General features: G+C 67.5%; 9 protein-coding genes. 6 read left to right on the plus strand and 3 right to left on the minus strand.

Going from position 1 to position 13,106, the window contains the following annotated elements; genetic code table 11:
* Nucleotides 1–29 precede the first annotated feature (29 nt).
* Both EJP69_RS03675 and EJP69_RS03680 read left to right on the plus strand, forming a co-directional pair.
* Complete coding sequence (locus EJP69_RS03675) at nt 30–2,009, plus strand: ABC-F family ATP-binding cassette domain-containing protein (RefSeq protein ID WP_126468757.1); 1,980 nt, start codon at nt 30–32, stop codon at nt 2,007–2,009.
* A gap of 37 nt (nt 2,010–2,046) precedes the next feature.
* A complete protein-coding gene (locus tag EJP69_RS03680) occupies nt 2,047–2,550 on the plus strand; it encodes a hypothetical protein (RefSeq protein WP_093195350.1) in 504 nt (167 codons plus the stop codon).
* Here the strand turns inward: EJP69_RS03680 and EJP69_RS03685 are convergent.
* Together EJP69_RS03685 and EJP69_RS03690 are read right to left on the minus strand one after the other, a co-directional pair.
* Nucleotides 2,501–2,734 carry a hypothetical protein gene (locus EJP69_RS03685; RefSeq protein ID WP_093195351.1) on the minus strand — a complete coding sequence of 78 codons (234 nt, stop codon included), beginning with the start codon at nt 2,732–2,734 and terminating at the stop codon, nt 2,501–2,503. The two genes, EJP69_RS03680 and EJP69_RS03685, sit on opposite strands and share 50 nt — an antisense overlap.
* 7 nt (nt 2,735–2,741) lie before the next feature.
* A complete protein-coding gene (locus tag EJP69_RS03690; protein ID WP_093195352.1) occupies nt 2,742–2,972 on the minus strand; it encodes a helix-turn-helix domain-containing protein in 231 nt (76 codons plus the stop codon).
* Between the two features lie 69 nt (nt 2,973–3,041).
* Here EJP69_RS03690 and EJP69_RS03695 point away from each other — a divergent pair, with 69 nt between their 5' ends.
* The 4 genes from EJP69_RS03695 (at nt 3,042) to EJP69_RS03710 (ending at nt 10,129) form a co-directional block, all read left to right on the plus strand.
* Nucleotides 3,042–3,758: a helix-turn-helix domain-containing protein gene (locus EJP69_RS03695; RefSeq protein ID WP_093195353.1), complete on the plus strand. Its 717-nt coding sequence runs from the start codon at nt 3,042–3,044 to the stop codon at nt 3,756–3,758.
* A gap of 450 nt (nt 3,759–4,208) precedes the next feature.
* Nucleotides 4,209–5,819 carry an efflux transporter outer membrane subunit gene (locus EJP69_RS03700; RefSeq protein WP_126468758.1) on the plus strand — a complete coding sequence of 537 codons (1,611 nt, stop codon included), beginning with the start codon at nt 4,209–4,211 and terminating at the stop codon, nt 5,817–5,819.
* 40 nt (nt 5,820–5,859) lie between these two features.
* Nucleotides 5,860–7,029: an efflux RND transporter periplasmic adaptor subunit gene (locus EJP69_RS03705; RefSeq protein WP_126468759.1), complete on the plus strand. Its 1,170-nt coding sequence runs from the start codon at nt 5,860–5,862 to the stop codon at nt 7,027–7,029.
* Between the two features lie 10 nt (nt 7,030–7,039).
* Entirely contained in the window at nt 7,040–10,129 is a 3,090-nt protein-coding gene (locus EJP69_RS03710; protein WP_126468760.1) for an efflux RND transporter permease subunit, read from the plus strand.
* Between the two features lie 19 nt (nt 10,130–10,148).
* Here EJP69_RS03710 and EJP69_RS03715 read toward each other — a convergent pair whose 3' ends face one another.
* On the minus strand, nt 10,149–13,034 hold the full coding sequence (locus EJP69_RS03715) for a GH92 family glycosyl hydrolase (protein ID WP_126468761.1): 2,886 nt from the start codon (nt 13,032–13,034) through the stop codon (nt 10,149–10,151).
* Nucleotides 13,035–13,106: the final 72 nt, after the last annotated feature.

The raw sequence follows: 13,106 nt of genomic DNA on the forward strand, positions 1-13,106 counted from the left end.
GGGATAATCGCCCCTACGGTTCCTCTTTCATGATCACTCTCAAGAACGTCATTCTTCGCCGCAGCGCCAAGGTCCTGCTCGACGGCGCCACGGTCACCCTCAACCCCGGCGAGAAGGTCGGGCTGGTGGGCCGCAACGGCGCCGGGAAGTCGACCCTCTTCGCCCTGCTCAACGGCTCGCTGCACGAAGACGGCGGCGATTTCTCCATCCCGAAGCAGTGGCGCATGGCCCAGGTGGCGCAGAACATGCCCGAGACCGAGGATTCGGCCACCGACTTCGTGGTGGGCGGCGACACCCGTCTCACCGAGCTGCGCGAGTCGCTGGCCGCCATCGAGGCCGCCTACGCCGAGAACCCCGACGATGCCGACATCGGCATGGAACTGGCCCACGCCTACACCGACCTGGCCGATGCCGGCGAGCACGACGCCGTGCCGCGCGCCCAGGCCCTCATCCTCGGCCTGGGCTTCAAGACGCACGAGCTCGACGCGCCCGTCAACAGCTTCTCCGGCGGCTGGCGCATGCGCCTGCAACTGGCCCGCGCGCTGATGTGCCCGAGCGACCTGCTGCTGCTCGACGAACCCACCAACCACCTGGACCTGGACGCCCTCGTCTGGCTCGAAGCCTGGCTGCAGAAATACCCGGGCACCATGATCGTCATCAGCCACGACCGCGAGTTCCTCGATGCCGTGACCGACGTCACCCTGCACATCGCCAACGCCCAGCTCACGCGCTACGGCGGCAACTACAGCAAGTTCGAGGACATGCGCGCGCTGCAGATGGAGCAGCAGCAGCAGGCCTTCGCCAAGCAGCAGGACAAGATCGCCCACCTGCAGAAGTTCATCGACCGCTTCAAGGCCAAGGCCAGCAAGGCCAAGCAGGCGCAGAGCCGGGTCAAGGCGCTGGAGCGCATGGAACGGGTGGCGCCGCTGCTGGCCGAGGCCGACTTCAGCTTCGAGTTCAAGGAGCCGGGCAACATCCCGAACCCGATGCTGTCGATCAGCAACGCGAGCTTCGGCTACGTGGTGGAAGACGAAGAGCCCAAGACCATCCTGCGCGGCGTGAACCGCTCGGTGTTGGCGGGCCAGCGCATCGGCATCCTGGGCGCCAACGGCCAGGGCAAGTCGACGCTGGTGAAGACCATCGCGCGCGAGATGGGCGCGCTGGCGGGCCAGGTCACCGAGGGCAAGGGCCTGAACATCGGCTACTTCGCGCAGCAGGAACTCGACGTGCTGCACCCCGAGAGCAACCCGCTGGAGCACATGGTGCGGCTGGCGCGCGAGCTCGGCGGCAACGCCAAGGAGCCCAGCGGAGAGCAGGCCCTGCGCGGCTACCTGGGCAGCTTCAACTTCAGCGGCGACATGGTCAAGCAGCCCGTGGGCACCATGAGCGGCGGCGAAAAAGCCCGCCTCGTGCTCGCGATGATGGTGTGGCAGCGCCCCAACCTGCTGCTGCTCGACGAACCGACCAACCACCTCGACCTGGCCACCCGCGAGGCGCTGGCCGTAGCGCTCAACGAGTTCGAAGGCACGCTGATGCTGGTGAGCCACGACCGTGCGCTGCTGCGCTCGGTGTGCGACGAGTTCTGGCTGGTGGGCCGCGGCGTGGTCGGCGATTTCGACGGCGACCTCGACGACTACCAGCGCTACCTGCTCGACGAATCCAAGCGCCTGCGCGAGGAAGCCAAGGTGGCGGTGCGCGAGGCCGAGGCCGCCGCGGCTCCGGCGGCCGCTCCCGCAGCCGCCCCGCAGCAGCGCAAGCAGGACGCCCAGGACCGCCAGCAGCGCAGCGACCAGGCCAAGCCGATCAAGCGCGAGATCGCCCAGATCGACGAACGCCTGGCCAAGGCCGGCACCGAGCGCACCGAGCTCGAGGCGCGCCTGGCCCAGCCGCTGCCGCCGGCCGAGATCGCCGATGCCGGCAAGCGCCTGAAGGCGCTCAACGACGAAATCGGCCGCCTCGAGGAGCGCTGGCTGGCCCTGTCGGACCAGCTGGAAGCCCTGGCGGCCTGAGCCACGGCAAGCAACGAGCAAGCAAGGAAGTCGCCGGATGCCGTCAGCCATCGAACTGGCCCGTGGTGACGAGAAACTCATCGCCGCCATCCATCGCAGCCGCCGCCTCATCAGCCGCAAGGCGCTGATGGCGGCTGCGGCTAGCGCGGTTCCCCTGCCCGGCCTCGACTGGATGGCCGACGCCGCGCTGCTGTCGCGGCTGGTGCCGCAGATCAGCGCGGAATTCGGCCTCTCGGTCACCCAGGTCGAAAAGCTCGCGCCGCATCAACGCGAGCGCATCCAGAAGGCCGCGACCACCGTGGGCGCGCTGCTGGTCGGACGGCTCGTCACGCGCGACCTGCTGCTGCGCCTGGCAAAGCATGCCGGCGTGCGCCTCACTGCCAAGCAGGCGACCAAGTACGTGCCCATCGCCGGGCAGGTGGTGTCGGCCGCGCTCGGCTACGCGGCGCTGCGCGCGCTCGGCGAGCAGCACATCAAGGACTGCGTGCGCGTCAGCTCCACTCTCGCTCTCGCGCCTCCCGAACCGCACGAGAGCGCCTGAGCGCCTCGCGGTCGAACAGCACCTGCGCCGCCCAGGCCGCGCAAACCAGCCCGAAGCAGCCGCCGCCGGCGATGGCCGGGCGCCCCAGGATCAGCCCGACGGCCAGCCCCGCGAGGGACAGCAGCGCCAGCAGCACGCACAAGGCGCGGTCGAGCCGCAGGCCCGACGGCAATCGCTTGCGCACCACGCGCTCATCGCTTCGCGGACCGGCGGCGGGCCTCGGGCGCGGGCTTCAGGGTCTCCTCCCTCACCCGCTGCTCGTAGGCGGCCACCAGCGCGACGTAGTGGCGCGACATCACGTCGGCGACCCGCCCCAGGCCGATCTTGCTGATCGTCGGCTGCGGAATGCCGGTTCTCTGTTCGATTTGCTTCTGCGTGAGCCCCATGGCCCTCAGCGCCAGCACCAACTCCCGTGGCTTCATCTATTCCTCCCTTTTTTAACTATTCTAGAGTTTGAGGTGAATATTCGTTTGGGCTTAAATCCCCATCCGATGGACAGCATTGCCAAACGCGCCTTGGCCGCGCGCAAATTCGCCAAGATGACGCAGAAGCAGGCCGAAGCGGTCTCCGGCGTCAAGCAATCCAGCATTTCCAAGATCGAGCGCGGAGACGTCACCCGCTCCATGAGCGTGCTGGCCCTGGCGCGTGCCTACCGCGCCGATCCGAACTGGCTCGACACCGGCGACGGCCCCGCTCCCTGGGACGAAGACCAGATCCGCCAGGCCCGCGACCGGGCCAACGAGCCACCGGGGCCTTATCGGGTGACGCACACGCCGCCGTCGATCCCGAGCTTCAACCCGCGCACGCCCGGCACCGTGCCCCTCATTTCCTGGGCGGATGCCGCCAACTGGGACAGCCACGAGATCTCGCAGCAGCCGCACGCCGAGCGCTGGATTCCCTGCATCGCCCACCACAGCCTCCAGAGCTACGCGCTGCGCGTTCGAGGCGACAGCATGACCTCGCCCAGCGGCCTGCTGAAGAGCTACCCGCCCGGCTGCATCGTGTTCGTCGACACCGCGCTGCGGAAGCCCGACGACGGCGAGCGCGTGATCGCGAAGCTGGAGGACAGCGACGAAGTCACCTTCAAGGTATTCAAGCAGGACGACGGCCGCCGCTGGCTGCTGCCCCTGAACCCGAAACACGAGCCGGTGCGCACGCCCTTCTCCATCCTGGGCACCGTGGTCGGCAAGTGGGAAGACGAGGACTGATCTCGCAGGAAGAATGAGCCGGGAATTAGCCTGAAACGGAATTCCAGCAAGGTCAGGTTGCGTGCAGGTTCGGAGGCGATATTCATGTCTCTCCCTGTGGCCTGCATCCTCTGATCCTCCCTCCTCCAGCAGGTCACCTTCGAGCCCGCCTTCGTGCGGGCTTTTTTTTGTCTGGATGTTGCTCGCCCCCAGGCTGCGCGGTACTTCGTGCCGCTTCGCCAACCCCTACCGGGGGCAACACCTGAGGCCCGGCGGAGCCGGTTCCCCGGTGTTTCTGGTATCGGGCCATGCCCAGTTCATTGGGGAGGTGGTGCGTTTGGCGCCTTGCCCGTACATTCCGCGCCTTGTGGAGCTCGTTTCGTCGCAACGGTCTCGCAACGCGGGGCGGCGACTACGAGACTTCGGGAAAGTCAGGCAGCCCGGGCGTTCCGGGTGTACAACCGCTGCCCCATGCAATATCAAGAAAACAATGCGTTGGAGGATCACCCCGGTTCGTCGTCGCGCGCTGCGCCTGCGCGCCCGCGGCCGGGGTGGCCCGTTCAGGGCGCCGTGCTCGGCGCCGTACTGCTGCTGTTGAGCGGCTGCGCGGTCGGACCGGACTTCAGGACGCCCGACCTGCCCGCCGCCGCCAGCGGCGCCGACTACACGCCCGCGCCGATGCCGGCGCGCACCGTGAAGGCCGACGTGGCCGCTGGACAGTCCCAGGAGCTGCTGCCGGGCCGCGACATTCCCGCCCAGTGGTGGGAAGTGTTCCGCTCCGAGCCGCTCGACCGGCTGATCCGCGCCTCGCTCGCCCAGAGCCCCACGTTGGCGTCCGCACAGGCCGCGCTGCGGCAGGCGGAGGCCACTTACGACGCGAAGTCGGGCAACCTGCTGTGGCCGCAGGTCACGGCGCAGCTGGGCGCGCAGCGCGAGCGGGCCTCCGAGGTCAGCACGCAGGTGCCGGGCGGCCAGTTGCTCACGCTCTACAACGCATCGGTCAACGTCAGCTACAACCTCGACGTGTTCGGCGGATCGCGCCGGCAGATCGAGGGCGCGCAGGCCGCCGTGGAAGCTCAGCGCTACCAGGTCGAGGCGACCTACCTCACGCTCACCTCGAACCTCGTCACCACCGCGATCCGTGAAGCCGCGCTGCGCGGCCAGTTGCAGGCCACGCGCGAAGTGCTGCAGGCGCAGCGCGAGCAACTCGGCGTGATCGAAAAGCAGTTCGACACCGGTGCGATTCCAAAGTCGATCGTGCTGCAACAGCGCACGCAGGTCGCGCAGACGCAGGCGGCGATACCGCCTCTCGAGAAGTCGCTCGCGCAGACGCGCCACCAGCTCGCGGTGTTCGCGGGCCGGCTGCCCTCGGAAGAAGGCCTGCCCGAGTTCGATCTCGCCAGTCTCTCGCTGCCACAGGAGCTGCCGCTGTCGCTGCCGTCCGAGCTCGCGCGCCAGCGGCCCGACGTGCGCGCCAGCGAAGCCCAGCTGCACCAGGCCAGCGCGGCGGTCGGCGTGGCCACGGCGAATCTCTATCCGCAGATCCAGCTCAGCGCCAGTTACGGCAACACCTCCCTGCGCGCGCGCGACCTGTTCACCGGGCCGACCACGCTGTGGAACATCGGCGCCGGGCTCACGCAGCCGATCTTCAACGGCGGCGCGCTGCGTGCGCAGCAGCGCGCGGCGGTCGCGGCCTACGACTCGGCTGCGGCGCAGTACCGCAACACCGTGCTGGGCGCATTCCAGAACGTGGCCGACGCACTGCGCGCGCTAGAACTCGACGCAGCCGCGCTTCAGACCCAGGCCACGGCCGAGTCCCTCGCGAGGCAGTCGCTGGACCTGTCGACCGCGCAGTTCCGCGCCGGCGCGGTGAGCTACGTGACGCTGCTGACCGCGCAGCAGGCCTGGCTGCAGACGCACACCGCGCTCGCACAGGCACAGGCCGCGCGCTATGCCGACACGGCCGCCCTCTTCCAGGCGCTGGGCGGCGGCTGGTGGAACCGAGGCGCGCTGGCCGACGCGTCAATCGCGCCAGGACAGCCGGCGCAACCAGCACCACAGGCCGCAGCACCGCGGAACTGAGCGACCCCGAACACTCCATAACTCCAAGAAAAGCCAATTTATGACCCGAAGAATGATCATCATGATCGGCTGCGTATTGCTGCTGGTCGCCGTGCTCGCGTTCGGCAAGTTCATGCAGATCCGCGCGCTGATCGCCGCCGTGCCCAAGCCGTCGCCGCAGACGGTGTCGACGGCCGAGGTGCAGAAGCTGCAGTGGCAGTCGCAGTTCACCGCCGTCGGCACGCTGAACCCGGTGCGCGGCGCCGACCTCAGCACCGAAGTGGCCGGACTGGTGCGCACGGTGCACTTCAAGTCGGGGCAGGACGTGAAGGCCGGCACGCTGCTGGTCGAGCTCAACGCCGACTCCGACATCGCCCTGCTGCACTCGGCCGAGGCCGCCGCCGCGCAGGCCGCGATCGTGCTCAAGCGCGACCAGGCCCAGCTCGCGGTGCAGGCCGTGAGCCAGGCGCAGATCGACGCCGACACCAACGACCTGAAGGCCAAGCGCGCGCAGGTCGAGCAGCAGGCCGCCGTGGTGGCGAAGAAGTCGATCCGCGCGCCCTTCTCCGGCCGCCTGGGCATCACCGCGCTGAACCCGGGCCAGTACGTGAACGCGGGCGACAAGCTGGTCACGCTGCAGACGCTGGACCCGATCTACGTCGACTTCGCACTGCCGCAGCAGCAGCTCGCGGGTCTGGCGGTGGGCCAGGTGGTGAACCTGTCGGTCGACACCTTCCCGGGCCAGAGCTTCAGCGGCAAGATCAACGCGATCAGCCCGAAGGTGGACGCCGCCACGCGCAACGTGCAGGTCGAGGCCACCATCGCGAACCCCAAGCAGATCCTGCTGCCCGGCATGTTCGCCAACGTGAAGATCGACGTGGGCGGCGTGCAGGAACAGCTCACGCTGCCCTCCACCGCCGTCACCTACAACCCGTACGGTTCGACCGTGTACGTGGTGAAGGAAGCCGAGCCGCCGAAGGAAGGGGCCGCTGGTGCAGGTGCTCCCGCCCAGCCGGCCAATCCCTCGGGTGCCAGGCAGCTCGTCGCGCAGCAGGTCTTCGTGGAGACCGGCGCCACGCGCGGCGACCAGATCGCCATCGTCAAGGGCCTCACTGCCGGCCAGGTGGTGGTGAGCAGCGGACAGAACAAGCTGAAGAACGGCACGCCGGTGGTGGTGGACAACAGCGTCCAGCCCGCCAACAACCCGGCGCCGACGCCGCAGGAAAAGTGAGGTCGCCCGCATGAACTTCACAGACATCTTCATCCGCCGGCCGGTGCTGGCGATGGTGGTGAGCATGCTGATCGTGGTGCTCGGGCTGCGCGCGCTGGCCGGCCTGCCGGTCAACCAGTACCCCAAGACCGAGAACGGCGTGGTCACCATCACCACCGCCTACTACGGCGCGGACGCGGCCACGGTCGCGGGCTTCATCACGCAGCCGCTGGAGGCCGCCGTGTCGCAGGCGCAGGGCATCGACTACCTGTCGTCGTCCAGCAGCCTGGGCGTGTCGACCATCACCGCCACGCTGCGGCTGAACTACGACTCCAACCGCGCGCTGACCGAGATCAACACGCAGGTGAACTCGGTGCGCAACCAGCTGCCGCCGCAGGCGCAGCAACCGGTGCTGACCGTTGCCACGGGCCAGACCACCGACGCGATGTACATCGGCTTCTACAGCGACACGCTGCCGAACAACAACGTGACCGACTTCCTGGTGCGCGTGGTGCAGCCCAAGCTCAACGCCATTCCGGGCGTGCAGACAGCCGAAATCCTCGGCGCTCGCACCTTCGCGCTGCGGGCCTGGCTCGACGCGCAGAAGATGGCCGCCTACGGCGTGACCGCCACCGACGTGAGTGCGGCGCTGGCGGCCAACAACTACCTCGCGGCCGTGGGCCAGAGCAAGGGCCAGATGGTGAGCGTGCCGCTCACGGCCGGCACCTCGCTGCACAGCGTGGACGAGTTCAAGCAGCTGTCGGTGAAGAGCGCCAACGGCGCCATCGTGCGGCTGCAGGACGTTGCCAACGTGACGCTGGGCTCGGAGAACTACGACTTCAACGTGGCCTTCAACGGCGTGCGCTCGGTGTTCATCGGCATCAAGGTCGCGCCCGAGGCCAACATCCTCGAGGTGGCAAAGCAGGTGCGCACGGTGTTCCCGGACATCCAGTCCCAGCTGCCCACGGGCCTGACGGGCAAGATCGTCTACGACTCGACGGACTTCATCAACACCTCGATCAGCGAAGTGATCAAGACGCTGGTGGAGGCGCTGGTCATCGTGACGGTGGTGATCTACCTGTTCCTGGGCAGCCTGCGCGCGGTGGTGGTGCCGGTGATCGCGATGCCGCTGTCGCTGATCGGCACCTTCTTCATCATGCTGGCGCTGGGCTACTCCATCAACCTGCTCACGCTGCTGGCGCTGGTGCTGGCCATTGGCCTCGTGGTTGACGACGCGATCATCGTGGTGGAGAACGTCGACCGGCACATGCGCGAGGGCAAGTCGCCCATGCAGGCCTCGCTGCTCGCGGCGCGCGAGCTGGGCGGGCCCATCCTGGCGATGACGGTGGTGCTGGTGGCGGTGTACGTGCCCATCGGCTTCCAGGGCGGCCTCACCGGCTCGCTCTTCACCGAATTCGCCTTCACGCTCGCGGGCTCGGTGGTGGTGTCGGGCATCGTGGCGCTCACACTGTCTCCGATGATGTGCTCGCGCTTCTTCAAGCCCGAGCAGGACACCGGCAAGTTCGCGATGAAGATCGAGCACGTCTTCGAACGCGTGCACCACCGCTACCAGCTGATATTGCGCGGCGTGCTGAAGACCTGGCCGGTGATGATCGTCATGGGCGCGATCCTGGTGGCGCTGCTGTTCGTGATGTTCAAGATGTCGAAGTCGGAGCTCGCGCCCGAGGAAGACCAGGGCATCGTGCTGTCGCAGGTGGTGGGCGCGCCCACGGCCACCATCAACCAGATGCAGACGTACGCCGACCAGATCTTCAAGATCGCGCACGACACGCCCGAGTACGCGCAGCTGTTCCAGCTGACCGGCGTGCCCAGCACCAACGCGGGTATCGCGGGCGTGCTGCTCAGGCCCTGGGACCAGCGCACGCGCAGCGCGCACGACATCCAGACCGACCTGCAGAAGCGCTGGAACGGCATTGCCGGCGCGAAGGTGGTGGCCTTCCAGTTCCCGGCGCTGCCGGGCGCCTCGGGCCTGCCGGTGCAGTTCGTCATCAAGACGACCGAGCCCTTCGAGAACCTGAACGCCCTCGCCCAGCAGATCATGGACAAGGCGCGCGCCGACGGAAAGTTCTACTACATCGACGCCGACCTGAAGATCGACCTGCCGCAGGCCTCCGTGGTGGTCGACCGCGACAAGATCGCCACGCTGGGCATCACGCAGCAGGACGTGGGCAACGCGATGGGCGCGGCGCTGGGCGGCGCGTACGTCAACTACTTCTCGATCTCGGGCCGCTCGTACAAGGTGATCCCGCAGGTGCAGCAGGTCGACCGGCTGAACCCCTCGGACGTGCTGAACTTCTACATCAAGACGCCCAACGGCGTGGTGCCGGCCAGCACGGTGGCGAGCCTGAAGTACAGCGTGCAGCCCGAGACGGTGAACCACTTCCAGCAGCTCAACTCCGTGACTATCCAGGGCGTGCCCAGCGGCACGCAGGGCGAGACGCTCGAATACCTGCGCGGACTGGTACAGCAGATGGCGCCCAGCGGCTACACGGTGGACTACTCGGGCCAGTCGCGCCAGTTCGTGCAGGAGTCGGGCAACTTCGCCGTCACCTTCGTGTTCGCGCTGATCATCGTGTTCCTGGCGCTGGCGGCGCAGTTCGAGAGCTTCCGCGATCCGGTGGTGATCCTGGTGTCGGTGCCGCTGGCCCTCTTCGGCGCGATGATCTTCATCTTCTGGGGCTTCGCCTCGATGAACATCTACACGCAGGTGGGCCTGGTGACGCTGATGGGCCTCATCAGCAAGCACGGCATCCTGATCGTCGAGGTGGCCAACCGCCTGCAGAAGCAGGGGCTGAGCAAGCTCGACGCCATCGTGGAAGCCGCCGGCACGCGTTTGCGCCCGATCCTGATGACGACCGCCGCCATGGTCTTCGGCGTGCTGCCGCTGGTGATCGCCTCGGGCGCCGGCGCAGCGGGCCGCAAGGCGATGGGCATCGTGATCTTCAGCGGACTGTCCATCGGCACGCTGTTCACACTCTTCGTGGTGCCGGCGATGTATCTGTTCATCGCCGCTCGGCATCAGAAGGAAGAAGGATCGGACGCAGCCGATGCCGCCTCCAAGCCTGCGGCGCTTCCGGGCAGCGTGGCGCCCGAGGCCTGAGCGGCCCTCCGATCGCGCTTCAGTTCAGCGGCGCGGCCAGCAGCTCGAATTCCGAGAGGCTGACCGCCCCGCTCCCCGCGATCTCCAGCCGGTAGCTCGAATAGGCTCCCGGCGTCTTCACGACGAAAGGCCGCACCTGGCGGCGCCAGGCGAAAACTTCGCCCTGGCGCGTGTCGAGCGTGGTCCAGTTGATGCCGTCGTTCGACCCTTTCAGAGTCCAGCCGGCCGGGTCCTGCCCGGTCTTGTTGCTGGAGGTGAGCGTATAGATCGCCACCGTGCGTGCCGTCGCTGCCGTGCTGCCCTGGATCCATGCCGCACCTGAAGTACCGCTGCTCCATTCCGTCAGCGAAGTTCTGTCGTTCAGGTTCTTCAGCCCGGTCGCGTTGCTCGCAGTGGTGGCGAAGGCGGAAGTCGGCAGCAGCGACTGCAACGGCGACGGCTTGCCCGTGCCCTGCGTGACCGACGAAGGCGCATCGTCCTCGCCCGTGCCCCACGACGACGGATTCGGCCCCATCTGGAACTCCAGCGTCGCGCCTTCCACCAGCTCGGCATGCGTCAGGTAGGTGCGCGTGATGCTCGCGCCGTTGAGCTTCAGGCCCTGCACGTAACGGTTGGTGCTGCTCACGCCGGGCGCGGTGGTGGTGATGGCCCGTGGCTCGCCCTTGGCGTTGCGCACGAGCACGCTCATCTTCGGGAAGTAAGGCGCGCCGATCGTGTACTCGGGCCGCCCGGTGGAAGCCGGATAGAAGCCCATGGCGCTGAGCACGTACCAGGCCGACATCTCGCCGTTGTCCTCGTCGCCCATGTAGCCGTCGCCGGTCGGGTTGCCGTCCTTGTCGAACCCGGAGAAGTAGAGCTTGTCCATCACGTCGCGCAGGTACTTCTGGCCCGAGGACGGGCTTCCCGCGTGGCTGTACATGTAGATGGTGTGGTGCACCGGCTGGTTGGAGTGCTGGTACTGGCCGACGCCCGCGAGCGCATCGACGTCGTAGGCCGACTTGATCTCGGGCTTGATGCCGGTGTGCGATCCGTTCGGGTCGGTGCCGTCGTAGCCGAGGCCGGGCTTCGTCGTGAAGAAGGCGTCGAGCTTGGCCTTGAGCGCGGTGCGCCCTCCGTAGAGGTTGGCCAGGCCGCGGCCGTCCTGCGGCGTCGCGAAGGCGTAGGTCCAGGCGTTGCCCTCCGTGTAGCCGTAGTACCAGGCCATGGGGTTGGGTGCGCCGCCGCCGAAGGCTCCGCCCGTGCTCTTCTGGCGGAACCAGCCGCCGGCCCAGGTTCCTGTCGAGGTGCCGTCGAAGATGTTGGCGTAGCCGGTCGCGCTGTTGGCGAAGTAGGCGGCGTCGTCGACCTTGCCCAGCGCCTTTGCCATCTGGCTCACGCCGAAGTCGTTCAGGTAGCCCTCGAGCGACCACGACACCGACTCGTCGTAGACCGTCGAGTAGCCGTAGAACGGTGTCTTCTCCATGCCCTTGCGGCCGCGGTCGCTGTCGGGGCTGTAGACGGACGCGTTCTTCAGCATCGAGTCGTAGGCGGCGTTGAAGTCGAAGTTGCGCACGCCCTTCATGTACGCGTCGGCAAGGATGATGTCTGAATTGGTGCCCACCATCATGTCGGCGTAGCCCGGGCTGGCCCAGCGGGTGGTCCAGCCGCCGTCCTTGTAGCCGTTGACGAAGCCGTCGAGCATCTCGCCGGTCTGCTGTGGCAGCAGCAGCGTGTACAGCGGCCAGGTGGTGCGGTAGGTGTCCCAGAAGCCGTTGTTGACCCACAGCTTGCCGGTGCGCACCGTCATCGGGCTCACGTACGGGTTCAGGTACGAGGGCGTGCCGTTCACGTTCTCCCATGCCGAGTTGGGGTACAGGAAGGCCCGGTACATGTTGGAGTACAGGATGGTCTTCTGGTCTTCCGTCGCGCCCTCGACCTGGATTGTGTTGAGCTTGTCGTTCCAGGCCTCTTTCGCCGCGGCCAGCACGCCGTCGAAGGACTTGGAGCCGATCTCCTGCGCGAGGTTGGCCTTGGCCTGCTCCACGCTGATGAAGGAGGTTCCGACCTTCAGCCCCACAGACTGCTGCCCCGTGGAAGTGTCGAAGCGCAGCCACGTCGGGAAGGACGCGTCGCCGGCGCCCGTGACAGGCGCATCGGCCACGGCGTAGAAGTACATGCGCGGCGAGCCTTGGTCGGTGTAGCCCGACACCACGCCATTGGCGTCATCGACGCCAAGCGATCCCGACACTCCCTTGAAGACGTCGAACACCACCGCGAGCGAAGGCTGGTTCGCACCGGCGGTGAAGCGGAAGTACGCGGCATGGTCGGTAGGTGTGATCTCGGTGCGGGTGCCGTTGTCGAAGCTCACGCTGTAGTAGTGCGCGTGGGCGACCTCGTTGCGGTGGCTGAACTTCTCACCGCGCGATGCTTTGTCCAGCATCGGCTTGCCCGCGCCATCGATGCTGGTGACCGGCATGAACTGCACCGACTGCCGGTTGCCCATCCACGGGCTCGCCTCGTGCACGGCCGCGAAGGCGAAGATGCGGTCCAGCGGCTTGGTGTCGTTCTCGTCCTCGAAGAACGTGTAGAAGAAGTCGTTGCCCATGTAGCCGTCGTAGGGCTTGGTGTTGCTCCAGCCGGAGCTCTGGTCGTCGGGGTCGATGCGGTTCACCGGCGACCACATCGTGAAGCCGAAGGGCACGGCGGTGGCCGGGAAGGTGTTGCCGCGCGAATAGCCGTCGTAGATGTAGGCGTTGGAGTGCGAGCCGCGCAAGGTGTTGACGTAGTTCGCCAGGTCCTGCTTCGCGCGGGCTGCGACGCCCCCGCTGCCGATGTCACCCGTGCCTGTTGCGGGCGGCGCTCCCGTGTTCGTGTCCGCAACCGGTTGCCGGTCGCCGGTTGCCCCGCTGCCCTGAGGCAGCGGCATGGAGAAGCCGCCGCCGGAGCCGCCTCCTCCACACCCCCACAGCGACGCCGCGACGATCCATGCGGCGGCCCG

Origin of the sequence: Variovorax gossypii, from assembly GCF_003965815.1 — a bacterium.
GTDB classification, from domain to species: domain Bacteria; phylum Pseudomonadota; class Gammaproteobacteria; order Burkholderiales; family Burkholderiaceae_C; genus Variovorax; species Variovorax gossypii.